The sequence below is a fragment of the Frigoribacterium sp. CG_9.8 genome (assembly GCF_015751965.1).
Classification (GTDB): domain Bacteria; phylum Actinomycetota; class Actinomycetes; order Actinomycetales; family Microbacteriaceae; genus Lacisediminihabitans.
Map to the genome: position 1 here is coordinate 437,646 of NZ_JADOVH010000001.1, position 23,685 is coordinate 461,330.

26 protein-coding genes are annotated in these 23,685 nt (G+C 65.2%); 12 read left to right on the forward strand and 14 right to left on the reverse strand.

Annotation, left to right across the window (positions count from 1 at the left end; translation table 11 throughout):
• The first annotated feature begins 44 nt into the window (after positions 1–44).
• From IWX88_RS02250 to IWX88_RS02265, 4 genes are all read left to right on the forward strand, one after another.
• The gene (locus IWX88_RS02250) at positions 45–1,844 is read left to right on the forward strand and encodes an acetolactate synthase large subunit (RefSeq protein ID WP_196826764.1); all 1,800 of its coding nucleotides are present in this window, start codon (positions 45–47) and stop codon (positions 1,842–1,844) included.
• 4 nt (positions 1,845–1,848) lie between these two features.
• Positions 1,849–2,355 carry an acetolactate synthase small subunit gene (gene ilvN / locus IWX88_RS02255; protein ID WP_196826765.1) on the forward strand — a complete coding sequence of 169 codons (507 nt, stop codon included), beginning with the start codon at positions 1,849–1,851 and terminating at the stop codon, positions 2,353–2,355.
• A gap of 146 nt (positions 2,356–2,501) precedes the next feature.
• Entirely contained in the window at positions 2,502–3,527 is a 1,026-nt protein-coding gene (gene ilvC / locus IWX88_RS02260; protein ID WP_196826766.1) for a ketol-acid reductoisomerase, read from the forward strand.
• Positions 3,528–3,609: 82 nt separating this feature from the next.
• On the forward strand, positions 3,610–4,224 hold the full coding sequence (locus IWX88_RS02265) for a DUF998 domain-containing protein (protein ID WP_196826767.1): 615 nt from the start codon (positions 3,610–3,612) through the stop codon (positions 4,222–4,224).
• 64 nt (positions 4,225–4,288) lie between these two features.
• On the opposite strand, the gene IWX88_RS02270 is transcribed toward IWX88_RS02265, so the two are convergent.
• Genes IWX88_RS02270 through IWX88_RS02280 form a run of 3 tightly spaced genes read right to left on the reverse strand, consistent with a single transcriptional unit; the run spans position 4,289 to position 6,455 of the window.
• The gene (locus IWX88_RS02270) at positions 4,289–5,044 is read right to left on the reverse strand and encodes a ferredoxin reductase (RefSeq protein WP_370568134.1); all 756 of its coding nucleotides are present in this window, start codon (positions 5,042–5,044) and stop codon (positions 4,289–4,291) included.
• A gap of 7 nt (positions 5,045–5,051) precedes the next feature.
• The gene (locus IWX88_RS02275) at positions 5,052–5,645 is read right to left on the reverse strand and encodes a sulfite oxidase-like oxidoreductase (RefSeq protein WP_196826768.1); all 594 of its coding nucleotides are present in this window, start codon (positions 5,643–5,645) and stop codon (positions 5,052–5,054) included.
• A gap of 36 nt (positions 5,646–5,681) precedes the next feature.
• Positions 5,682–6,455, reverse strand: coding sequence for a hypothetical protein (locus IWX88_RS02280; RefSeq protein WP_196826769.1), 774 nt, complete (start codon positions 6,453–6,455; stop codon positions 5,682–5,684).
• Between the two features lie 66 nt (positions 6,456–6,521).
• Here IWX88_RS02280 and moaA point away from each other — a divergent pair, with 66 nt between their 5' ends.
• Positions 6,522–7,604 (forward strand): GTP 3',8-cyclase MoaA, encoded by a 1,083-nt coding sequence (moaA, locus tag IWX88_RS02285; protein ID WP_196826770.1) that lies wholly within the window; start codon positions 6,522–6,524, stop codon positions 7,602–7,604.
• Positions 7,597–7,848, forward strand: a complete 252-nt coding sequence (locus tag IWX88_RS13725; protein ID WP_370568135.1) for a MoaD/ThiS family protein — start codon at positions 7,597–7,599, stop codon at positions 7,846–7,848. The genes moaA and IWX88_RS13725 overlap by 8 nt, the downstream gene beginning before the upstream one ends.
• Before the next feature lie 46 nt (positions 7,849–7,894).
• Here the strand turns inward: IWX88_RS13725 and IWX88_RS02295 are convergent, their stop codons facing one another.
• The 7 genes from IWX88_RS02295 to IWX88_RS02325 all read right to left on the reverse strand — a co-directional run bounded on the left by IWX88_RS02295 (position 7,895) and on the right by IWX88_RS02325 (position 14,313).
• Entirely contained in the window at positions 7,895–8,434 is a 540-nt protein-coding gene (locus IWX88_RS02295) for a hypothetical protein (protein ID WP_196826772.1), read from the reverse strand.
• Between the two features lie 78 nt (positions 8,435–8,512).
• The gene (locus tag IWX88_RS02300) at positions 8,513–10,030 is read right to left on the reverse strand and encodes an alkaline phosphatase (protein ID WP_196826773.1); all 1,518 of its coding nucleotides are present in this window, start codon (positions 10,028–10,030) and stop codon (positions 8,513–8,515) included.
• 169 nt (positions 10,031–10,199) lie between these two features.
• Complete coding sequence (locus IWX88_RS02305) at positions 10,200–10,616, reverse strand: molybdenum cofactor biosynthesis protein MoaE (protein WP_196826774.1); 417 nt, start codon at positions 10,614–10,616, stop codon at positions 10,200–10,202.
• The gene (gene moaCB / locus IWX88_RS02310; RefSeq protein WP_370568136.1) at positions 10,609–11,589 is read right to left on the reverse strand and encodes a bifunctional molybdenum cofactor biosynthesis protein MoaC/MoaB; all 981 of its coding nucleotides are present in this window, start codon (positions 11,587–11,589) and stop codon (positions 10,609–10,611) included. The genes IWX88_RS02305 and moaCB overlap by 8 nt, the downstream gene beginning before the upstream one ends.
• Positions 11,586–12,791 (reverse strand): gephyrin-like molybdotransferase Glp, encoded by a 1,206-nt coding sequence (glp, locus tag IWX88_RS02315; RefSeq protein ID WP_196826775.1) that lies wholly within the window; start codon positions 12,789–12,791, stop codon positions 11,586–11,588. The genes moaCB and glp overlap by 4 nt, the downstream gene beginning before the upstream one ends.
• Position 12,792: 1 nt before the next feature.
• Entirely contained in the window at positions 12,793–13,872 is a 1,080-nt protein-coding gene (locus IWX88_RS02320) for a ThiF family adenylyltransferase (RefSeq protein WP_196826776.1), read from the reverse strand.
• Between the two features lie 117 nt (positions 13,873–13,989).
• Positions 13,990–14,313, reverse strand: a complete 324-nt coding sequence (locus IWX88_RS02325; RefSeq protein WP_196827800.1) for a multidrug efflux SMR transporter — start codon at positions 14,311–14,313, stop codon at positions 13,990–13,992.
• Between the two features lie 771 nt (positions 14,314–15,084).
• On the opposite strand from IWX88_RS02325, the gene IWX88_RS02330 reads away from it, so the two are divergent.
• From IWX88_RS02330 to IWX88_RS02350, 5 genes are all read left to right on the forward strand, one after another.
• On the forward strand, positions 15,085–15,519 hold the full coding sequence (locus IWX88_RS02330) for a TOBE domain-containing protein (protein WP_196827802.1): 435 nt from the start codon (positions 15,085–15,087) through the stop codon (positions 15,517–15,519).
• The gene (gene modA / locus IWX88_RS02335) at positions 15,516–16,304 is read left to right on the forward strand and encodes a molybdate ABC transporter substrate-binding protein (RefSeq protein ID WP_196826777.1); all 789 of its coding nucleotides are present in this window, start codon (positions 15,516–15,518) and stop codon (positions 16,302–16,304) included. Before IWX88_RS02330 ends, modA begins: the two co-directional genes overlap by 4 nt.
• A gap of 26 nt (positions 16,305–16,330) precedes the next feature.
• Positions 16,331–17,113, forward strand: coding sequence for an ABC transporter permease (locus tag IWX88_RS02340; protein WP_370568137.1), 783 nt, complete (start codon positions 16,331–16,333; stop codon positions 17,111–17,113).
• Positions 17,110–18,141 (forward strand): sulfate/molybdate ABC transporter ATP-binding protein, encoded by a 1,032-nt coding sequence (locus IWX88_RS02345; RefSeq protein WP_196826778.1) that lies wholly within the window; start codon positions 17,110–17,112, stop codon positions 18,139–18,141. The genes IWX88_RS02340 and IWX88_RS02345 overlap by 4 nt, the downstream gene beginning before the upstream one ends.
• A gap of 275 nt (positions 18,142–18,416) precedes the next feature.
• Positions 18,417–19,967, forward strand: a complete 1,551-nt coding sequence (locus IWX88_RS02350) for an AtzH-like domain-containing protein (RefSeq protein WP_231368730.1) — start codon at positions 18,417–18,419, stop codon at positions 19,965–19,967.
• 52 nt (positions 19,968–20,019) lie between these two features.
• On the opposite strand, the gene IWX88_RS02355 is transcribed toward IWX88_RS02350, so the two are convergent.
• The 3 genes from IWX88_RS02355 to IWX88_RS02365 form a co-directional block, all read right to left on the reverse strand.
• Entirely contained in the window at positions 20,020–20,769 is a 750-nt protein-coding gene (locus IWX88_RS02355) for an SGNH/GDSL hydrolase family protein (RefSeq protein ID WP_370568138.1), read from the reverse strand.
• A 193-nt stretch (positions 20,770–20,962) separates the two neighbouring features.
• Entirely contained in the window at positions 20,963–21,535 is a 573-nt protein-coding gene (locus tag IWX88_RS02360) for an NTP transferase domain-containing protein (protein WP_196826779.1), read from the reverse strand.
• Between the two features lie 173 nt (positions 21,536–21,708).
• Positions 21,709–22,191 (reverse strand): nucleoside deaminase, encoded by a 483-nt coding sequence (locus tag IWX88_RS02365; protein ID WP_196826780.1) that lies wholly within the window; start codon positions 22,189–22,191, stop codon positions 21,709–21,711.
• Between the two features lie 373 nt (positions 22,192–22,564).
• On the opposite strand from IWX88_RS02365, the gene IWX88_RS02370 reads away from it, so the two are divergent.
• The gene (locus IWX88_RS02370; RefSeq protein WP_196826781.1) at positions 22,565–23,167 is read left to right on the forward strand and encodes a class I SAM-dependent methyltransferase; all 603 of its coding nucleotides are present in this window, start codon (positions 22,565–22,567) and stop codon (positions 23,165–23,167) included.
• A gap of 79 nt (positions 23,168–23,246) precedes the next feature.
• Here the strand turns inward: IWX88_RS02370 and IWX88_RS02375 are convergent, their stop codons facing one another.
• Positions 23,247–23,666, reverse strand: a complete 420-nt coding sequence (locus tag IWX88_RS02375) for a PPOX class F420-dependent oxidoreductase (protein WP_196826782.1) — start codon at positions 23,664–23,666, stop codon at positions 23,247–23,249.
• Positions 23,667–23,685: the final 19 nt, after the last annotated feature.

Genomic DNA, 23,685 nt, shown 5'->3' on the forward strand with positions numbered 1-23,685 from the left:
CCGCCCCACACTATTCGCACTCCATACCTCGCAAGGAATATTCAATGTCCACGGAAACTTTTCCCTTGCCAGCAGCACCAACCAAGAAAGTCGCAGAGCCCGAGATCCTCACCGGATCGGGCGCGATCCTTCGCTCACTAGAGAATCTCGGCGTCACGGATGTCTTTGGCCTGCCCGGCGGCGCCATCATGCCGTTTTACGACGAGTTGATGTCATCGACCGGCATCCGTCACATTCTCGTGCGCCACGAGCAGGGCGCCGGCCACGCTGCGGAGGGCTACGCGTCTTCTACCGGTCGACTCGGTGTCTGCATCGCAACCTCGGGCCCGGGCGCCACCAACCTCGTGACCGCGATCGCGGACGCCTACATGGACTCCGTGCCGATGCTCGCGATCACCGGTCAGGTCTTTTCCACGCTGATGGGAACCGATGCATTCCAGGAGGTCGACATCGTGGGAATCACGATGCCGATCACCAAGCACTCCTTCCTCGTGACGAGGCCGGAAGACATCCCAGCCACCATCGCAGCCGCCTACCAGATCGCGATGACCGGCCGCCCCGGCCCAGTGCTGGTGGACGTCACCAAGGACTGCCAGCAGAACAAGGCCCCATTCATCTGGCCGCCGAAGGTCGACCTTCCCGGTTACCGTCCGGTGCAAAAGGCCCACGGAAAGCAGATCCAGGCGGCCGCGCAGCTGCTCGCGGAATCGAAGCGTCCGGTCTTCTACGTTGGTGGCGGTGTGATCCGGGCCAAAGCATCCGCTGAGCTGCTCGAGCTTGCCGAGCTGGTAGGGGCACCGGTCGTCACGACGCTGATGGCCCGTGGAGCCTTCCCCGACTCAAACCCGCTCAACCTGGGCATGCCGGGGATGCACGGCACGGTTCCCGCTGTTCTGTCCCTCCAGGAAGCCGACCTTCTCATCTCTCTCTGCGCCCGCTTCGATGACCGAGTCACCGGCAAGCCGAGCGAATTTGCGCCGAACGCGAAGGTCGTACACGTTGACATCGATCCGGCCGAGATCTCTAAGATCCGCTTCGCTGATGTCCCCATCGTCGGCGATGCCAAGGAAGTCATCGCCGATTTCACCCTCGCTTACCGCGAGGCGATCAAGACCACGCCGTCTGATTTGACCGAGTGGTGGCAACGTCTCAACCTGCTGCGCGCTCAATACCCGCTCGGCTACGACGAGCCGGAAGACGGCCTGCTCTCACCGCAGTACGTGATCCAACGCATCGGCCAGCTCACCGGACCGGAAGCGATCTACGCGTCCGGCGTCGGGCAGCACCAGATGTGGGCGGCGCAATACATCAAATACGAGCGCCCCAATTCCTGGCTCAACTCGGGAGGCGCCGGGACCATGGGTTACGGTGTGCCCGCGGCGATGGGAGCAAAGGTCGCCGAACCCGACCGCACGGTTTGGGCGATCGACGGTGACGGATGTTTCCAGATGACAAATCAGGAGCTCGCCACCTGCACGATCAACAAGATCCCGATCAAGGTCGCGATCATCAACAATTCCTCCCTCGGCATGGTGCGCCAGTGGCAGACCCTCTTCTATGACGGCCGCCACTCGTTCACCGACCTGAACACGGGCCATGACACGGTGATGATCCCGGACTTTGTGAAGATGGCTGACGCGTATGGCGCTCTCGGCATCCGGGTGCGCAAGAAGGAAGACGTGGATGCGGCGATCCTTCTCGCGAACGAGACGAATGATCGCCCAGTGGTGATCGACTTCATCGTGAGCCCGCATTCGATGGTCTGGCCGATGGTGCCGCAGGGCGTTGGCAACTCCAACGTGCAGTACGCGAAGGATCATGCACCGTCGTGGGATGAGGACTAGGCAGATGACGCACGTTCTTTCTCTTCTGGTCGAGGACAAACCCGGGCTCCTCACCCGCGTCGCCGGCTTGTTCGCCCGCCGCGGCTTCAACATCGAGAGCCTCGCGGTCGGGGCGAGCGAGATCCCCGGACTCTCCCGCATCACCGTGGTGGTGGATGTTGAAGAGCTGCCGCTCGAGCAGGTGACCAAGCAGCTCAATAAGCTGGTGAACGTGATCAAGATCGTCGAGCTGGATCCGGTTCAGACCGTCGAGCGGGAACACATGCTGATCAAGGTGCGCGTCGACAACACCACCCGCAGCCAGATTCTCGAAGCTGCCACACTGTTTCGGGCGCGCATTGTGGATGTCGCAACCGACGCCCTCGTGATCGAGGTCACCGGTGATACGGCAAAGGTGGAGGCACTGCTGAGGGTGCTCGAGCCCTACGGGATCAAGGAAATCGCGCAGTCCGGCCTTCTCGCGATCGGTCGCGGATCCAAGAGCATCACCGAGCGGGTCTTCAAAAATTGACGGCCGACAAGCGCCGTCGGATCGAGTGGGCCGCTCGCGGCCGAATAGAGATTTCAACCAAAAGAAACACTGCACCACGAAACCGCCGGTTTCGGTAGGGCTCTTTCGGGTCCGATGCAACCGGCAGAAAGCGAAATGGGAATCAAGTGACCGAAATCTTCTACGATACGGATGCCGACCTCGCCCTGATTCAGGGTAAGAAAGTTGCTGTCATCGGCTACGGCTCGCAGGGCCATGCGCACGCGCTCAACCTGCGCGACTCCGGAGTCGAGGTCGTCGTCGGCCTCAAGCCAGATTCCAAATCGGTCGTCAAGGCGCAGGAGGCGGGCTTCACCGTGTTGCCGTCCGCCGAGGCCGCCGCGTGGGCAGACGTGATCGTCATCCTCGCGCCTGACCAGCACCAGCGTGGACTCTATGCCGCCGACATCCAGCCCCACCTCGTCGCCGGTAACGCCATCCTTTTCGGTCACGGCTTCAACATCCGCTTCGGCTACATCACCGCGCCGGAGGGCGTCGATGTGATTATGGTTGCCCCCAAAGGACCGGGCCATACCGTGCGTCGTGAGTTCGAAGCTGGGCGTGGCGTGCCCGTCATCGTCGCAGTTGAACAGGATGCCTCGGGCCAGGCCTGGCAGCTCGCCTGGTCGTACGCCAGGGCGATCGGTGGACTGCGCGCCGGTGGCATCAAGACCACCTTCACCGAAGAAACCGAAACCGACCTGTTCGGCGAACAGGCCGTGCTCTGTGGCGGCGTTTCGCAGCTCGTGCAGTACGGTTTCGAGACCCTCACCGAGGCGGGCTACCAGCCGCAGATCGCCTACTTCGAGGTGCTCCACGAGCTCAAACTCATCGTCGATCTCATGTGGGAGGGCGGCATAGCGAAGCAGCGCTGGAGCGTCTCCGACACTGCCGAGTACGGCGACTACGTCTCCGGCCCGCGCGTGATTGACCCTCACGTGAAGGAGAACATGCAGGCCGTGCTCGCCGACATCCAGTCCGGTGCCTTCGCCGAGCGTTTCATTGCGGACCAGGATGCCGGAGCATCCGAGTTTCTCGAATTGCGCGCCAAGGGTGCTGCTCACCCGATCGAGGCCACAGGCAAGGAGTTGCGTGCGCTCTTCGCCTGGAAGCAGGTCGACGCGGACTACGTCGACGGCAGCGCTGCGCGCTAACTTCGCTCCGCAGGGACCCCGGTCACTCGACCGGGGTCTTCTCGCTGCCTCCCGCATTCGCCGGGTATGTGCCACGGTTGCCATGGGTCTGGTGCTGCTCTACGTGCTGATCGACGTCGTGCTGCAGTTCCTTCCGCCGCACTATTGCGTGATTTCGGATGCCGAAAGTAACCTCGCTGTCGGCCCGTTTGGCTGGGTGATGAACCTCAACTTCCTGGCCAGGGCGCTGATGAGCGGATGTGTCGTGGTGGCGGTCGCGCTCACGGCTCCCGCCTCACGATTGCGACGAGTCGGCTCGGTGTTACTCGCGATTGGGGGACTGTGCTCAGCGGCACTAGTGTTCTTCCCCGCGGATGTCAACCTCCCGGGCGAGTTCGGCATGACCCCGCGAACGACTGTCGGGCTCGTGCATGTGGTGTTTGCGACATCCGGATTTCTCGTCGTTATTGCGGCCATGACGTTGCTCACCCTGTGGATCGGGCGCCGGCGTCTCGTAATGGGCTTCTTCGTGGTGGCGCTGGCTGGCCTCGGCTTACTCACGGTGAGCCTCATCGTCCTGCCTCAGGTGGTTGGGCTCACCGAGCGGCTCTGTCTGGTCGGGATCCTCGGCTGGACTTTCGCGCTGTGCCTCGAGCTGCGCCGGCTCGGGCTGCAGCGGCTTGACGGCACGAAAGCTGCTGTGCGGTCGCGGTGGTGAGATCTGCGGAGAAGAGCTCGTAAGAGCGGCCCTGCGAGGGAATTGCCGGCGACCGGTTCGGGCATCAAGCCCCTCCGAATCGTTCGGTTTTCACACGCTCTGGATCGTGCCCGAGAGCGACGAGGTGGTTCGCCACTGTTTCGACGAAACCGGTGGGCCCGCAGACGAATACCGCCGGGGAGAGCGAGGCCGCGAAGGCGGATGCCGAGAGGTCGGCGCGTGCGATGCGGCCGGCCTGCCGTGGCCATCCGTCGGGTGCGTGCCTGGTGTACGCCCAGGTGACCTCGAGATGGGCGGTGGGCGTCTCCAGCTCGGAACGGAAGAATGCGTCGTCCGGGGTGCGCACCGAGTAGAGCAGGCGGAATGGCGCGGTGCTGCCTGAGGCGGCATGGGACCGGATCATCGCCATCAGCGGCACAATCCCGGAGCCTCCACCGATCAACTGCACCGGTTCGGTCTGCGTCGGCTTCCAGACGAACCAGCCGCCGAGGGGACCGCGCAGTTCGATCTCGTCCCCGGGCAGAAGGTCATCGACCAGGTAGGGAGAGACCTCCCCGGTGGGGAACCGATCGACCGCGAGCTGCACCCGGTCAGACGGCCCTGCCGACGCGATCGAATAGGAGCGCACTGCCTGGTAGCCGTTGGGCGCGGTGAGTCGAACATCCGCGTGCTGCCCGGCGATATTGCCGCCCCAGCCCGGCACGTCGAGCACGATGCTGCGCGCGGTGGGTGTTTCGACAGCGGTCGAGACGACCACTCCCACATGCCAGAGCCCGATTCGGTGCGGAGGTGCGTCGCGGGTCTCTCGTTCGGTTACCACCAGCTGCTCACCAATAGCGCTGCTCGAGCCACGGATCGCCGTACATGTTGTACCCGTTCTGCTCCCAGAACCCGGGTTCGTCGGTCGGCATCATCTCGATGGAGTGGATCCACTTGGCACTTTTCCAAAAGTAGAGGTGGGGGATGAGCAGCCGCGCCGGACCGCCGTGTTCGGCATCGAGGGGCTGGCCGTCGAACTCCAGTGCGATCCACGCCTTGCCGCCGAGAATATCGGCGAGGGGGAGATTGGTCGTGTAGCCACCGTAGGAGTGAGCCATGACGTACCGGTCGGTGGTCGAGACATCCGCGAACAGAGTGTCGATTGAGACCCCGCGCCAGCGTGTGCCGAACTTCGACCAGCGCGTCACACAGTGGATGTCCGTATCGATGGTCTCGATCGGCAGCGCGTTCAGCTCGTCCCAGTTCCAGGTATGGAGGGTCGCATCGTCAGTGCGGATGCCGAACTGCCAGTCTGCGGTCTTCACGTCTGGGGTGGGGCCGGCTGACAGAACCGGGAAGTCCGTGGTGAGGTACTGGCCGGGCGGAAGCTGCGGGTTGTGTTCGCGACTGCGCCCGGTGAAACCACGAGAGATTACTGCCATGAGAGGTTCCTTCTGTTGCTTCAAGACTATCGATCGTTACTGCTCGCGATCGAGGCCGCCCATGCGCTCGAGCACCGCGTGCACCAGCTCGATTTCGGCATCCGGGGTGATGTGATGGTTGAGGTAGATGCCCTCGAGCCAGGAGAGCACTTCGTCGCGTTCGAGTCCGACGGCCGACCAATCGACATCCTGTTCGGCGGATGTCACCGGCTCGCCCGTCACCGGATCGAGCCAGGCCCGCGCGATGGTGCGATCGGGGGCGGCGCCATCCACCGGATTCCAGAGCAGGGCGATTGGATGGTTGTCACCGTCGACATGGTCCTGGCTGACACCGCCGGATCCGAGCCAGGGCAGGGTGAGGATCTCGCCCTCGATCTCCACCTCGATGAGGTCGAGTTGGGTTGGCTCGGTCTCGCAGACATAAAGCGGATAGCCCTCCTCGTGCCACGCTGCCGCCTCCTCGATGTCTTCCATGAGCTCGGGCATCCGTTCGAAGAAGTTGCTGGCCAGCGCAGTCGACCACTCGAGCAGCACTGCCGTGTCTAAATCTCTCCACGGGCTGTTCTCGCTCGGTTCGCCGCCCGCACCGTGGAAGTGGTGGGTGGCACCGGATGCGTCGAGGTCGAGATGAAGCTGTCCCTCGTCGTATCCGACATAGAGAGACACGAGATTCTCGTCGTCCTGCCATTCGGCGAAGATTTCCGGTTCGCGCAACGCCAGCGGCAGGGTGATCTTCGCCGCACGCTTATCGCCGAGGTCGAAGACCGCCTGAAAGATGGAATTTGGCAGGCGCAGCGTTTCGTCGGGCATGTGCTTACTCTCCCACGCTCCCGCCCGGGTGAATATCGCCCCAACCCGGTCACGTAGTCTGAATGAATGGTTTCCCTTGCACTCGGCATCCCCGGGATCCGGCGCGACCCCGCCCAACTGCCGCCAACCGTCGGGCGTCCGGATACTCCCGGCCTCATCGATACGTTCGGCCGTACCGCACGGGATCTTCGTATCTCGATCACCGAGAAGTGTTCGCTGCGCTGCACCTATTGCATGCCGGAAGCGGGGCTTCCGGCGATCGCGCGCGAGAACCTGCTTACGGCCACCGAAATCGCGCGTCTCGTCGCTATCGCCGTACGGGACCTCGGGGTACACGACATCCGTTTTACCGGTGGCGAGCCGCTCATGCGGGCCGACCTCGCGGAGATCATCCGGCAGTCGGCTGCTGTCGCGCATCTCCCCGGGGGCGGGATGGCATCGATCTCGATGACGACCAACGCCATCGGGCTCGACCACCGCATCCACGAGCTGGTGGAGGCCGGGCTCACCCGCATCAACATTTCACTCGACACGGTGGACCGTGACCACTTCGCCAGGCTCACCCGGCGTGACCGGCTTCCCTCGGTGTTCGCGGGCATCCAGGCGGCGAAGGATGCCGGACTCACGCCGCTCAAGATCAATGCTGTGCTCATGCGCGACACCCTCGCCGGGGCTGCCGACCTGCTTCAGTGGTGCCTCGCAAACGGTGTACGACTGCGTTTTATCGAGCAGATGCCGCTCGATGCCGATGAGGCCTGGGCGCGCGACAACATGGTCGATGCCGCGGAGCTGCTCGCGGTGCTCGGCACACGTTTCACTCTGAGCCAGCCGCACCGCGATGATCCCTCGGCACCCGCAGAGGAGTGGACCGTGGACGGCGGACCGGCCACCGTCGGCATCATCGCCTCGGTGACCCGCTCGTTCTGCGAGGCCTGCGACCGCACCCGCGTGACTGCCGAGGGCACTGTGCGCTCATGCCTGTTCGGTGACGATGAGACCGACCTGCGGGCGCTGTTGCGCAATGGATCCGATGACGCGACGATCGCCAAGTGGTGGCGTGCCGCACAGTGGGGCAAGCAGTCCGGGCACGGCATGGATCGGGCCGACTTCGTGCGTCCGCAGCGCAGCATGGGGGCCATCGGTGGCTGAGGCATCCGAAGTCCTGGTTCGCTATTTCGCCTCCGCGGCCGAAGCGGCTGGACGCGAGGAAGAGCGTCTTCCTGCCGTCGCAACGGTCGGGCACCTGCGCGCGGTGCTCGTTGAGCGGTACGGCGAGGCGATGACCCGGGTGCTGGCATCCGGATCATTCCTCGTCGACGGCGTGGTCAGTCGAGAGGATTCGAGAGCGGTCGGCACGCGCATCGACGTTCTGCCGCCCTTCGCCGGGGGCTGATTCCCGCCTCAACCGGTGAGACAAGCCTTTATTCGTTGATGAGCCCTTATTCGTTGACGAGCACAGGCACGCCGACCGAGGCAGATGCGGTGCGTCCAGCAAACTCTGCAGGCACAGTTGCCTGGAACGGGATGGATTCAACGGGTGTTCCCGTCACCGGGTCCGTCGGCCCGTCGTGAACCGCGTGGTACACGAATCGCTCGATACCGAGGAAGGCTCCACCGGCGTCGTAGAACCCCGCGATCACCTCCAGGTCGAGCACAGCGCTCACGTCGCTCGTGACGCGCAGTGACCCCCGCACGGTGGTGCCGTCGAACGCGAGGCCGTCGAGGGCCAACCTGTCGTCGAATGGCCCAGCGGCCTGGCGCACCTCGCCGGGTCGCGGGTGGAGGAGACGGATGCTGGTGAGCTCCGGTGCGCCGCTGGCCGCCGCGAGTCCGGGAAGAGTCATCTTCACAGCATTCGTCGGCAGGGGAGTTGTGGCGTCGGAGCGGGACATCGTCGTCACGCCGATCGCGATCGAACCGGCGATTACGACAGCCGCGGCTGCGATCGCGATGACGATGATCGGGCGAGTTCTGTTCATAGTGGTCTTCCTTGGAGGAGGATATGCGGTTCGGGCCGAGGACACTGCATCCCCGGCCCGGACCGTGGTGGTCGCTGACTACTTGGTGATGCGGAGCGCGTGACCGACGATGTCGAACAGGGCGATGTTGTCGATCGTGCCCTGGACCTGGTCGGAACCGGGTCCGGAGGCGTAGACCGGCACATCTGCACCGGTGTGGTTACCCGACAGGTAGGTCAGCCAAAGGCCGGCCTCGGGGGATCCGTCGACGACCCCGGCCGGGTCACTCGGGATGCGGAACGTCGCCGGGGCGAAATTCTTGGGGTTTGCAGCGCCGGAGCCGTTGATGATTCCGGTCGAGCGGGTCGGATCCACCAGGTTTCTCGGTCGGGTCGGTGAAGAGTTGTTCGCGGTGTTGCCGGAGTCCACGTTCGCCGGGGGCGTGGCCGCCTCGGCGTTGGTGAAGGTGCCCTTCTCGATGATGTTGAAGCCAGCGCACTCGTGGTCGGCGGTGACGATAACAAGAGTGTTGCCGTCCTTCGCCGCAAACTCTTTCGCAACCTTCACCGCATCATCGAAGGCCTTCATCTCGCCGAGGGTCTGCGCCGCATCATTGGCATGGGATCGCTTATCGATGAGCGCACCCTCGATCTGCAGGTAGAAGCCTTTGCTGCTGCCCTGGTCTTTGGTGGTGCCCTTCTGCGTGAGCAACTCGAGCGCCTTGCTCGTCATCTCGGGCAGGGTGGGCTCCTGCGCCTGCACAGAGCTTGGATTGTCCTGCTTGGCCTTCTCGATCGTGAGGTTGCCACGGTTGAACAGGCCGAAGACCTTCTGGCCCTGAGCGGATGCGAGGTCCGCCTTTGTTGCGATTCTCTGGCTGGTCGGAGAGCCAAGTACGGTGTAGCCCTGGTCCTTCAGCGCGGTCTCGTCGGCGGCGTCGAACCGGCCGAGTCCACCACCGAGGATCACGTCGGCGGTGCCGTTTCGGGCGATCTGGTCGGCGATCGGGGTAACCCGGATGTCGCTGGTCGGCAGCGCCTTACCGGTGATGGCGAGGTCCTGGCAGGCGGCGTCGGAGTAGACCGGGCCCTGGCATCCGCGGGCAAGAGCGTGGCTCATCTGGCCAGCCGGAGTCGCATCAGTGACCTCTGCGGTCGAGACGTTGCCGGTGCGAAGGCCCGCTTTCTTGGCGAGTTCCATGATCGTCGGCATGACTGTGCCGGTGGCATCGACCCCGAGGGCGGCGTTATAAGTCTTGACACCGGATGACCACGCGGTGGCGGCGGAGGCGGAGTCGGTGACCGGGTTGGGCTGGAAGTTCTTCGCGCCGGGCTGGCCCGAGAGTTTCTCGACGGCGTAGGTGCTGATGAAGCCCTGCGATGGGAGGGTCTCCATCGCGAGCTTTCCATCGCTGCCGTAATAGCGTTCGCGCGCGGCGGTGACGTGGGTGCGACCCATGCCATCACCGAGCAGGTAGATCACATTCTTGGTGCGACCTTCGGTCTCGCCGGTATGACCGTTAGCGGATGCCACCCCGGCGGTTCCGGCGATCACCGCGGTTGCCACGAGCGCGGCGATGAGTGTGGTGGAGGTGAGAACAGGGATTCGTCGTCGCATGAGTATTCTCCTCAGGTCTGCTGGACTGTGGCGGCGCCAGACTGCGACACCACGTCAGTACGGTAGACGACCTGAATGACCCCCAAATGATCGGAAGGTTAACGGCGGACGGCGGAGTGTCGAGCGCGATTCAACCCGGGCTTCGATTCTGACTAATGTGTGCTGGACGCTACAGCCCGACCCATTGGGAGACACCGTCAGCAAGCTGCTGGCGCTTCCAGATCGGCACGGTCTGCTTGATCAGGTCGACGAGGCGCTCGCAGGCGGCGAAGGCCTCCCCGCGGTGGGCGGCGGCGACGGCGGCGACGAGCGCGACATCCCCGACGACGAGCGGGCCGACCCGGTGGGCGGCGGCCACGCGCAGGCCGCTCTCGGCGGCGATCGTCTCGCAGCAGTCCCGCAAAAAATGGGCGGCATCCGGATGCGCGGAGTATTCGAGCGAGGTGACGGCGAGACCGTGATCGTGGTTGCGCACGATGCCGCGGAAGGTCACGAGGGCGCCATTGGTGGCGTCCATCACGAAGTCTTCGATGGCGGTGGCGTCGATGGGCTCGGCGGAGATGATCGCGAGAATACTGTCACTCATGAGGGCCACCCCCGGCGATCTGTGCGACGAGATGCCCGAGCAGGCCGTCGAGCACGGCGAGGCCGTCGCGCACCCCGCCTGGGGACCCCGGAAGATTCACTATGACCGTGCCGTTCGCGGTGCCGGCGACCGCGCGACTGAGCGCCGCCGTGGGTGTTGCAACACGTCCGCGCGCCCGAATCTCCTCGGCAATACCCGGTAGTTCCCGGTCGATGAGGGCGAGGGTTGCTTCCGGGGTTCGGTCCGTGGGGCTGAGCCCGGTGCCGCCGGTCGTCAGGATCACGGAGGGAGCGGATGCCACCGCCCGCGCCAGTTCGCCGGCAATGTCTGCGTCGGCCACGACGGTCACCGCGTCGACCGCGAAGCCGTGCTCGACAAGCCAGGCGGCGATGACCGGACCGGTAGTGTCGACGCGCGTTCCGGCGGCGCCCGCGGTGGAGGCGACGACGACGGCTGCGGTGCCTGTTCTCAGCGCAAGCGGTGCGATAACGCCGTCGCGTGTCCAGTGCCCGCGCTTGCCACCCGTCTTCGACTCGAGTCGGATCTCTCCCAGCACTGCGGCCGGGTCCACGGCCTTCACCATGTCGTGGAGGGTGAGTCCGGCGATGGCGACCGCGGTGAGCGCTTCCATCTCGACCCCGGTCTGGCCGACGGTCTTCGCGGTCGCCGAGACCAGAATCGCGTCATCCGTGAACTGGAAGTCGATGGTGACCGAGGAGAGCGGCACCTGGTGGCAGAGCGGGATGAGTTCGCTGGTCTTCTTGGCGCCCGAGATTCCAGCGATGCGGGCGGTGGCCAGTACGTCGGCCTTCGGCAGGTCGTCGGCGCGCACAAGCGCCACAACGTTCGCAGTGGTCACGAGTCGCCCGGTGGCGGTGGCGGTACGTGCCGTGATCGCCTTGTCGCCGACATCCACCATGCGGGCGCGGCCGTCGGCGTCAAGGTGGCTGAGAGAGCTACTGGCGCCGCTCACAGGTCGATCGTTTCCACGGGGTCGCCCGCTTTCAGTTCGGTGATGTCTTCGGCAATATCGATGAGCAGATCGGATGCCGCGAGCCCGGCCACAAGGTGTGAGCTGGGGCCGCCCACGACCTCCACCCGCCCGTCGGGCATGGCGCGCCCACGCAGGAACTGCCGTTTGCCCGGTACCGAGCGCAGATCGGCGATGAGCGTGCGCGTCTCGCGGTGAGCGGGGGGCAGCGCAGCGGCCGCGCGCAGAATCGGAGCCACGAATACCTCGAAGGAGATCTGGGTGCTGACCGGGTTGCCGGGAAAGCTGATCACCGGAACTCCGTTGAACACACCGCTGGCCTGCGGACCGCCGGGCTGCATCGCGATGTGCCCGACGTCGCCTCCGATCGTCTGCAAAAACTCTCGCACAACCTCATAGGCGCCCATCGAGATACCGCCGGAGGTGAGGATGAGGTCGGCGTTCGCGGCACCCATCAGCATCGCGCCGCGCAATTGGTAGGGGTCGTCGCTAGCTGACACGATTGCGTAGGTCACCTCGGCGCCGCACGCTGTTACAGCGGCCTCGAGCGCCGTGCCGTTGGAGTCGAAGACCTCGCCCATGCGCGGTGCCGCACCGGGCTGAATGAGCTCTGCGCCGGTGCTGATCACAACGACGCGCACCCGACGACGCACCTCGACCTCGTCGATGCCGGCTGCGGCCAGGGCGGCGAGGTGGCGGGAGGCGAGGCGGAGCCCGGCTGGCAGTAACCGGTCTCCGGCTCGGAGGTCGCTGCCTCGGTCGCGCACGTACTCGCCGCTCGCGCGCCCGCGGGCGATGGTGACCGAGTCGGCGGTGGTGGTCGTATCCTCGACCGGCACTACCGCATCCGCTCCCTCCGGCACGACAGCACCGGTCATGATGCGCACCGCGGTGCCCGTCGCGAGCGGTGGCGGAGTTCCGGAACGCGCGGCGACCTCACCCCTGATCGGCAGGGTCACCGGAAGGGTGACCAGGTCGGATGCCACGACCGCGAAGCCGTCCATCTGCGAATTTCGAAACAGCGGCAGGTCGACCGGGGAGTCGATGGCGGTGGCCGTGACGCGCCCGCGTGCAGCACCAACGTGTACGGTTTCGGAGCCGCAGGGCAGTGTCGGCTCGATGAGACCTCGAATATGGGCCGCATACTGCTCGACCGAACGGTGGGTCACCCCGGTACTGTGCATGTCAGTACCTTGCCATGTTGGGATCGATGCGGCGGGACCAGGCGTCGATACCGCCGACGAGGCTGCGGGCCGAGATTCCGTGGGTACCCAGGGTCGCAACGGCGTTCGCCGAGCGCACGCCCGCGTGGCAATAGACGACCACCGGCTTCGAGCGGTCGATGGCATCGAGCACGTTTTCGAGCGATCCGAGCGGCAGGAGCACCGACCCGGGCAGACTCGCGATTGCCGCCTCCCAGGGCTCGCGCACATCGATGAGGGTGACTGCGTCGAGAGATGCGGCGAGTTCATCGACGGTAATGACATTGCGGATGCCGCAGAACAGCTCGTAGTCGATCAGGCCGGTGATCGGGGCGGCCTGTGGATCCCGGTCGTAGGCGAGCTCGCGGAACCCACCGGTGAGGGCGTCGAAAGTGGTGACCCGGCCGATGAGGGGGGTGCCGATACCGGTGATGATCTTCACGACCTCCCCGGCCATGATCGATCCGATCACCGCGACGACACTCGGCAGTACGCCCCCGGCCTCGCAGGAGAGCACGGATCCGAGCGGCGGGGGAGTGGGGAACAGGTCGCGGTACTGCGGACCGCGCGCGGCCCAGGCCACTCCGGCCTGACCGGCGTACTGCGAGACCGCTCCCCAGACCAGGGGGATGCCGCTGAGCACCGCCGCGTCGTTGGCGAGGTATCGGGTGGGAAAGTTGTCGCTGCCGTCGACCACGAGGTCGTAATCGGCGAAGAGCTCACGAGCGTTGCGTGCGGTGAGGCGGGCCTCACTGGCGTGCACGGTGGTCGTGGGGTCAATGGTGGCCACCGTGTCTGCCGCCGAGCGCGTCTTCGGGCGTCCGACATCCGCAATTCCATGGGCAAGCTGGCGGTGCAGGTTGCTCAGCTCCACCGTGTCGTCGTCGATGATGCCGATCGTGCCGATGCCCGCTGCGGCGAGGGCCGGGATCACGCTGCTGCCGAGTCCACCGGCGCCGATCACGAGCACACGGGCATCCGCGAGGCGCTGCTGAGCTTCGGGCCCAAAGCCGGGGAGGGTAATCTGGCGCACGTATCGCGCGCCCGGTGTTGATGCCTGCATCCCGCAATTCTCGCAGGTGTGGGTGGCGCGACGGTGCTTGGGTCGCAATGTCAGCGGGAACAACAGCTGGTCGCCAACAACGAGCTCCTACCCAGCGGGTTGCCGCCCATGCAGCGGTCAGTGTGCGTCGTCGACGAGCTTGAGCCCGATGACGCAGCCAACGAGCGCGACAATGAGCAGCACCTTGAGCAGCGAGGCGGGTTCGCCACCGAACACCATCGCCCACACGACAGTGAGGGCAGCACCGATACCGACCCAGACGGCGTAGGCGGTGCCGACGGGTATATCGCGCATCGCCCACGCGAGCCCGCCCATGCTCAAAACGAGCGCGATCCCGAAGATGACGGTCGGCCAGAGTTTGGTGAACGATTCGGATTTGCCCAGCGCAGTCGCCCAGACGGCCTCGAGCATTCCTGATAGCACCAAAATGATCCAGGCCACGGTCTTCTCCATTGGCCAGCCTTGTGAGGTGCCGGCTACTGGTCCATCGTCCGGTGGCCCATTGGTGGCCCGCTTTCGAGTCTGGCACACTGACTCCTTCTTCCGAGTGGCGAACCCGGTGCCACCAACTCAGTCCTTATCAGGTGTGCAACGACTACTCGGCTACAAACTCTTGGCGGACCCTCTTGGCGGACCGTTCCGCCAGCGGCATCCGCGATGTAGCCGAAGTCACGGTCGCTGTTCAGGATGGGCGCGGTCAGCTGCCGCAACGATGGCCTAGTTGCGAGTCGCAGGTTGAGGCGAAACGTCAGGGTGCCGACGCTGGAAGACACTTCACCGGTGAGGGTTCCGATTCCAGTTCCGATCGCCGTTGGCCAGAATTTGAATCCACTCGAGCCAGCGGAAATAGCCCCAAGAATTGCGCCGAGAGTCCAACCCGCAATTGTGGCGAGAAGGACCGTGAGACAGACGAGCGATCCCCGTCGGCGCGTCATCTCTGTGGTCCCGGTCTTCTGGACTTAGATCCGGCACAGCACAAGTAGCCGGTCAACGTCGAACAGCTCAAGGGTGGCCGAGTGGCCGAGTGGCTGAGTGGCTGAGTGGACGAGTGGACGAGTGGCCGAGTGGCCGAGGTGTCAACTTGACAGGTTCCCGGGCCGCTTGAGCCTGCGAAGTTGACACCTGGGCGGCAGGGTGGCTGAGCGGCAGGGTGGCTGGGTGGCGGGCGGCGAACCTGAAAGTATCCGCGCATCCGGATCTAAGATGGTCTATGTGCCGCAAATACGGATAAAAGATGCCGCCCTCTATCTGGGCGTGAGCGATGACACCGTGCGCCGCTGGGTCGACAACGGCACCCTCGTCGCCGAAAAAGACGAGTCGGGCCGCGCCGTCGTCGACGGTTTCGCCCTCGCGACGCTGGCGCGCGAGAACGCGGTGCTGCCGGATGACCCCTCGGGTGTCTCCCGATCGGCCCGCAACAGCTTCGTCGGCCTGGTCACGAACATCGCGATGGACACCGTCATGGCCCGGGTGGAACTGCAGTGCGGCCCGCACCGCGTCGTGTCGCTGATGAGCAGCGAGGCCGTTCGCGACCTCGGACTCGAGCTGGGATCCGTCGCCATCGCCGTCGTGAAAGCCACGACGGTCATCATCGAGACTCCCAAGATCGAGACTCCCAAGATCGAGACTCCTAGGGTACAGCAATGAAAAAACAGCTCCTCGCCATACTCGCTCTCGGTGTCCTGTTCGCGATATCGGGATGTTCCGCGGCGTCACCTGCTCCCTCGGCGACGCTCACAAAAGACTCATTCACAAAAGACTCGCTCAGCGGCTCGATCACGGTCTTCGCCGCGGCATCCCTCACCAAGACCTTCGGAGTGCTGGTTGCGAAGTTTGAGGCCGCGCACCCCGGCGTCACCATTGCCACGAGCTTTGCCGGATCCGCTGACCTTGCCGCGCAGCTCACCGCCGGAGCCCCCGCCGACGTGTTCGCCTCGGCCGACGCGAAGAATATGGCGAAGGTCGCGACCCTGGTGGGCACGCCGGTCAAGTTCGCTACGAATGTGCTCGAGATCGCTGTTCCGTCGGGCAATCCGGCGAAGATCGTCTCGTTCGCTGACCTCGCAAAGCCCGGCGTGAAGACCGTGATCTGCGCCCCGGCGGTGCCCTGTGGCGCGGCAATCATCGCCATTGAGACGGCTGCCGGTGTGAAGTTGACGCCGGTGAGTGAGGAGAACGCGGTGACCGATGTTCTCGGCAAGGTCTCGTCCCGTGAGGCGGATGCTGGGCTCGTCTATGTGACCGACGTGAGAGGTGCCGGTGCGAGCATCGAGGGAATCGCCTTCCCCGAAGCGAATCAGGCCGTCAACACCTACCCCATCGCGACAGTTACAGCTGGCACGAACAGGAAGGTCGCCCAGGCGTTCGTGGACTTCGTGACCGGTGCGGTCGGTCGGTCTGTGCTGGCTTCGGCTGGCTTCGGCGCACCCTGATCGTGCGTAGGCCGTCATTCTCTGGAGTGCCACGCTGGGTGATCGTGGTCGCGATCGCTGGAGCGGCCTTCGTGTTGCTGCCGCTCGTGGCGATGACCACCAGGGTGAACTGGGCCGGGTTCGTCGCGCTGGTCACGAGCGAATCCTCCGTCTCCGCACTGCTGCTGAGCCTGCGCACTTCGCTTGTCGCGACGGTTTTGTGCGTGCTGGTCGGTGTGCCGATGGCGCTACTGCTGGCCCGCACCACCTTTGTCGGCCAGCGTCTGGTGCGCACCATCGTGCTGCTGCCGCTCGTACTCCCACCGGTGATCGGCGGCATCGCCCTGCTCGCGGCCTTTGGCCGACAGGGGCTGCTCGGACGTCCGCTGGAGCTGCTCGGTATCACGGTGGCCTTCTCGACGGTGGCCGTCGTGATCGCGCAGACTTTCGTCGCGCTGCCCTTCCTGGTGTTGAGCCTCGAGGGGGCCCTTCGCCTGGCTGGCACCCGTTACGAGGCGGTTGCGGCAACGCTCGGCGCGCGTCCCACGACTGTGCTTCGCCGCATCACACTGCCGCTGGTGTTTCCTGCCCTGCTGTCCGGTGCCGTGCTGTCGTTCGCCCGCGCCCTCGGTGAATTCGGGGCAACACTCACCTTCGCGGGCAGCCTCCAGGGCGTAACCCGCACGCTGCCGCTCGAAATTTACCTGCAGAGGGAGACGAGTCCGGATGCCGCAGTCGCCCTCTCACTCGTGCTGGTGATCGTCTCGCTCGTGGTGGTGGCGCTCACGCTGCGCACCGTGCCGGGCGCACGGGGACGGTTCGCCGCATGACGCTTCACCTTGAGGCGCGGATCGCCGAGCGCGGATTCGACCTGTCCCTCGACGTAGCCGAGGGGGAGACCCTGGCCATTCTCGGGCCGAACGGTGCGGGCAAATCGACGTTACTCTCGATTCTCGCCGGACTGCTGCGGCCGGACACCGGTCGAGCCGAGCTCGACGGGACGTCGCTGTTTGACCTGTCGTACGGTCACTGGCTGCCGCCTCATCGTCGCGGAATCTCGCTACTCGCCCAGGAACCGCTGCTCTTCCCGCACCTCAGCGCGCTGGAGAATGTGGCCTTCGGTCCGCGCAGCGCGGGCCGCCTTCGTGCCGAGGCACGGGTATCCGCTCGCCAGTGGCTCAGCGCAGTGGAGGCCGCGGAACTCTGGGACAGTCGTCCGGCACAGCTATCGGGTGGGCAGGCCCAGCGCGTTGCGATCGCTCGTGCGCTGGCTCCCGAACCGCGGCTGCTGTTGCTCGACGAGCCGCTTGCCGCCCTCGATGTGGCCGTGGCACCGACACTGCGGCGCATGCTTCGCACCGTGCTCGCCGGTCGTACCGCCATTCTTGTCACGCATGAGGTGCTCGACGCGCTCACTCTCGCCGACCGGGTGGTCGTGCTCGGTGACGGGGTGATTGTGGAGCAGGGTGCCACAGCGGAGGTACTGCAGCGGCCGCGACATCCATTTACCGCCGGACTCGCTGGCCTCAACCTGCTCACCGGCGTGCGCACGGCGACGGGGCTGCGGATGGCGGACGGCGCTGTGGTCACCGGTTCGGGCACCGGTGCGATCGGCGTGCCCGCTGCCGCTGCCGCCCGCCCGGCTGCGATGAGCGTGCAGCTCGAGAAGATCGCCGGCCCGAACGTCTTTCCCGTGACCGTGCAGGATCTCGAGCCCCGCGGGGACAGCGTGCGGGTGCGTTCCGCGTCGATGGTCGCTGACGTGTCTCCGGGACGCGCGGCAGCTCTCGGACTCACACCGGGACTGCCGGTTTGGTTCACGGTACCCGAGACCGAAGTGACGGTATATCCCCGGTGAGCGCCGCGAGGGCATCCGTGTCAACTCCGCATGGTGCCGCAGTCTCTGAGAGTGCAGTCTGTAGGCTTGACCTGATGTGTGGTGCCGGGAATGTCACCAGATTTTTAGGCGAGGGCGTGATGCAGGCGACGAGGCCACGATCTACACTCTCAGCACTGAGGACATTCGTGAAGGACAGGGCGGGGATTTGCTCGCCTTCGAAGCACAAGACTTATCCGTTCTGCAGGTCGTGGACGTTGTGAAAGGCGTCCACGCAAAAATGAGGGTGGCAGATTTTGACTGACAGTGTTGTAAAAGACAGTGCTCCGGAAGGTCTCCTGGAAACGTTCTGGAGTTACGAGCGAGCGCTCATGGCCGATGACCTCGAGGCGCTCGACCGCCTTTTTGCGCCCGGAGATGACAGCTTGCGCGGTGATGCCAGCGGACTAATCGTGGGTCATGAGGCGATCAGCGCCTTCCGGCACGGTCGCGGCGGAGCACCGGCCCGTACGATCGGCGATATTCACGTGCGCGACCTTGGCAACGACCGTGCGCTGATCGTGGCTGTGACCCTTCCGGCCAGTGGGGGCCGGGGTCAGCAGACTCAGCTGTGGCACCGCGTCACCACCAACGACGGTGATGCTGTCTGGCTGATCGAGTCCGCACACCTGAGTGTTCCGGCGCCCGCGATCGTGGCATCCATTTGGCGCATCGTTGGCAGCCCGCTCGTGACCGGAGCACCGGATGGCCCGCTGGTCGGTGAGACCGTGGCGGTGAAAGATCTCTTCGACGTAGCCGGGTTCGCCGTCGGAGCTGGGGTGCCCGCCTACCTCGCTGAATCGCCGCGGACTGTCGCGCATGCCTCTGCGGTCACGGCACTCCTCGCCGCCGGTGCCGCGGTGCAGGGCATCGCCCAGACCGATGAATTCGCCTACAGCATTGCCGGTAAGAACTCCCACTACGGCACTCCGCCGAACGCCGCTGTACCCGGTGCGATCCCCGGTGGGTCCTCGAGTGGGCCAGCTACCGCGGTCGCCTCCGGCCAGGTCTCGATCGGGCTCGGTACCGACACCGGTGGGTCGATCCGCGTTCCTGCGTCGTACCAGGGACTGTGGGGCCTTCGCACGACGCACGGTGCTGTGGCGCGCGATGGCCTGCTCGGTCTTGCGCCCACCTTCGACACCGTTGGCTGGATGACGCGTGATGCGCAGACGCTGCGGGCGGCAGCATCCGCATCTCTGGCGTCCGCCGGTCGAGGGGCCGCAGTCGCCGGATTTGCGGTGGCTCCGGCACTGGTCGCCCTGGCCACGCCGGGAGTGCAGGATGCCTTTGCCGCGGCCCTTGCACAGCTCGCCGAGGCGGGACTCACCGATGATCTGATCGAGGTGACACTGCCCGACATCGAAGATCTGCACGAGATTTTTCGCACGCTGCAGTCGGCGGAGGCGTGGGCAACTCACGGTGACTGGATCGCAGCGCACCCCGGTGGTCTCAGCGATGAAGTCGCGGCCCGGTTCGCGTTCGGTGCCACGGTCGATTCTGAGACCGAGACCTTCGCCCGGCTGGCCCTCGAGCTCGCCCGCGAGCGCATCGCGTCGGTCGTGGGTGACCGAGTGCTGCTGCTACCGTCCGCGTCATCCATCGCTCCGTCGACTACGGCGGATGCCGAGACGATCGAGCAGGTGCGCCAAAGCACGCTGCGCCTCACCTGTGTCGCCGGCATCGCGGGTCGCCCGGCACTGAGCGTGCCGAAGCTCACGGTGAATGGCGCGCCAGTGGGCCTCTGCCTGGTTGGGCCGCCGAATACCGACCTGGCCCTGATCGCGCTCGGGGAGTCGCTGGCGTAACCGGCTGCCATTTGACCGGCTGTCACTAAACCGGCTGTCATTAGACCGGCTGTCACTTGACCGGCTGCAGCGTGGCGATCTTCGGCTCACGATTGTCTCCCGACGAGCGTCCTGTGAGGCGCCGGCCGATCCACGGAAGCACATATCGGCGCCAGTAGGCGGCGGTGTGTTCGTGCGCCACCGCTGGTATGCCGGGGCGCGGATCATCCGCACTCTCCACACCGAGCGCAGCGAGCACGTTGCCGGCCACCCGCGCGTGCCCGATCGGATTCAGGTGCAGTTTGTCGCGAGACCAGTAGTGCAGTCGCCCGAGTTCCGCGTCTGCCCAGTTGTCGACGAAGGTCACATGTTGCTTGGGGAGGCGGTCACGAATGGATGCCGCGAGCTGGTCTCCCCTCGCTCGCACGAAGGATCCGAGGGGGATGTGCCTCGTCGGGTCTGCGCCGCTCACGAGGATCACATGCACACCGTTCGCAACCGCGCGGTCGACCGCGGTCTCCAACTGATCGGCGACCCCGGTGATCGAGACCCGCGGACGCATGATGTCGTTACCGCCGCCGTTGATACTCATCAGCGCGGGGGCAAGAGCGAGAGCGGCGTCGAGTTGTCCGCTCACGATCGGGGCGAGCAGCCGTCCCCGGATGGCGAGGTTCGCGTAGGTGACCGGCGTAGTGGACGCTGAGGCGAGCCCAAAGGCCACGAGGTCGGCCCAGCCCCGCACCCTGCCGTCGGGAAGGTCATCCCCAACACCCTCGCTGAAACTGTCACCAATGGCGACATAGCTGGTCAGATCGATGCTCACCCGGTTGAGTCCACCATAGTTTCAGCAACTCGGCGGCGACATCCGTTGTGCGGACTCGAGTTGCGGAGTGAATGGCCATCCGTAAAGGGGCATGCGGGAGCCAGATGCCGATCGCTCACCTGAACCTGTGGGTGACGAGAGCTGGTTGCGTGTGTTGGTTGCGTGTGTTGGCTGTCTGTGTTGGCTGCTCGAGTCAGTCAAGCGAGCCGGTTGCTCCGGATAGCCGGTCGACATCATGGCCGTCGAACAGGTCCGCGCACTCCACCTCGACAACTCCGTTGGCCACGAGGTACTCTCGTGCGCCCCGGTCGCCGACCAGGGTCGAGGCGACTCTGGCCCAGTGAGAGCGCCCGATCAGCACCGGATGCCCGGGACGCCCCTCGAACACTGCCTGCCTCAGCGTGTGCGGGGTGGTCGGCTCGGCGAGCATCCGACTGATCACGTCGACGGGGAGATCCGGCAGGTCGACAAGAGTGATGAGGGCCGCGTCGCCACTCGCTACCGCAAGCGCTGCACGCAGGGATTCGCCCATGCCTCCCGCCCAGTTATCCACCACCAGGATCTCGCTGCCGACCGGCACGAGTGCGGTTGCCTGCTGGGCTGCGGCTCCGAGCACTACGAGCACGCGAGCGCAGCCCGAGGCCTGCAACAGCCGGGCGGCCCGGGCAACCCAGGGCTCGCCATCCGCGGTGAGCATGAGCGCCTTCGGTCGCCCGAGGCGCGAACCTGCACCTGCCGCGAGCACGATTCCGGTGAGGGTGGCCATGGGTAATGGTAGGCAGATGGGTGAGCTGCCCGTCGGTACACCGCGCTGTGGTTTGTTAGCCATGCGCTCGACTGTTCGGCAGCACGGCCAACGAACGGCCGCATGGTTTTGCAGCAGCGCAACGAGCAGCTGCACGGTCCACCCTGCATGTGCATAGTCGTGAACTTTGCCGCTCAGTACTCCGTTCGAGCCTCGTGCGCGAGCCAGGCGTCGAAGGGCGCCGGCGACTGTGGAATTCGCAGCGACACTACCGGGATCTGCCAGGTGCTGCGGTCGCGCGCGAACAGATCGTAGAACTCGAGGTCGTCGAATCCTCCGCGGGCGGCATCGTGCCGGTCGGCGGCAAAGACCATTCGATCCACCCGTGCCCAGAGGGCAGCAGCGAGGCAAAGGGGGCATGGTTCGCAGGAGGTGTAGAGCGTTGCGCCCACCAGTGAGAAGGACTGCTCCGCTTTACAGGCAGCGCGGATTGCTACTACTTCGGCATGCGCGGTCGGATCCAGATCGGCGGTCACACGGTTGTATCCCTCAGCGACAAGCGCACCGTCCCGCACGATGAGCGCGCCGAAAGGGCCGCCGCCGTTGGCGATATTGAGAGTGGCCAACTCCACAGTCCGTTCGAGCCAGCGAGCGTCGACCGCATCGAACTGACTCATGCGAGAACCGTCCCGGCTATCGCGGTCGTTCCGGCACCCGGGGCGTCCTCACACAGGATGGTGGCCTCGGTGAGACTGCTGTGCTGATCAGTAGCGATGCTTGCCTCATTGCGATTGTTGGGTCCGAACTGGCTCCGGAGACAGCTTAGTTGTTGCCTCCTGAGGCTTCGAAGACCGCATCGATACCGTAAACGAATACATCTCCGTAACGGCTTTTCAGATGCGGTCGCGAGTCGGCTATGTCACGAATTTGTCCCGCATCTGCGGTGGTCCAATTGGCCAGCTCCATCCAGTGCGTTGCTGAATAATGGAAAGGTGACCAGCCTGTCGGCCACACCCTGTGTGCAGCAATCTCCAACGAATGGGATACATCGTGAGCAACGCATTCTGGGATGACCGCTACTCGACAGCCGCAGCTTCAGGTGAGGCGGTGTGGTCGATCGAACCAAACGCGTGGATCGAGCAGGTCACCAGCATTTTGCCGCCAGGCAACGCCATCGACCTGGCCGCCGGCGAGGGGCGAAACGCTCTCTGGTTGGCCTCGCGCGGCTGGAGTGTGACCGCGGTCGACTTCTCCGCCGCCGGCCTCGCGATCGGACGTCAGCGTGCTGCCACCCTCGCACTTGACCTGAATTGGGTAACTGCGGATGCCACCACCTGGGTCTCGCTGACCCCCGTCGATCTCGTGGTCATCGCCTACCTTCAATTGCCCGCAGCAGAGCTCACCGCCGCAATCTCGAACGCGATTCTCTCCCTCAATGCTGGCGGCACCCTCGCCCTGATCGGCCACGACAGCACAAACCTCGTGCACGGGGTCGGTGGGCCGAAGGATGTCGCGATGCTGTACGACCTCGAAACAGTGCGGTTGGCCGCGGCTGGCCTCGATATCGCCGAGTGCCGTCGCTACAACCGGACGACAGCAGACGGTCGAGTGGCGATCGACACGATCCTGCTGGCGACAAAGCCCCGCCGGTAGTTTTGCGCAGTGCTGTCGCGCAGTGCTGTCGCGCGGTGCCGATGTACCGGCCTACCCCAGCCGCACTGCGGGAGCCGGGCTACTCGCGCGCGACGAAACCGGCGGATCCGAGTATCCGCTCTACCCTGACCGCAATCGCCACCCGCTCGGGATTCACCCGCGGCTGGCGGTAGCGGGCCGCATACCGGGTCACCGCAACAGCGATGCTTTCCGGGTCGTCGAGCACCTCCGCTTGCCCGATGAGGGTGATCCAGCCGGCGCCTTCGACTTGACAGAGTGTGGCGTGCCCCGATCGACGGGCATTGAGTACCTTCTGGGATGTCCGCGTCGTGATGACGAAAGCTGTGCCGTCGTGAAGAGTGAAGCCGACGGGCACCGCATGAATCGATCCATTGCCCGAGAGGGTGGAGAGTGTGGCGAGGTGCCGTTCGGTTACAAAGCGAATGCCGTCCTCGGTGAGATATGTCTGGGAAATAGCGGGCTCCTGGGTCGCTTCCATCGTGCCACGGTAGCGGTCT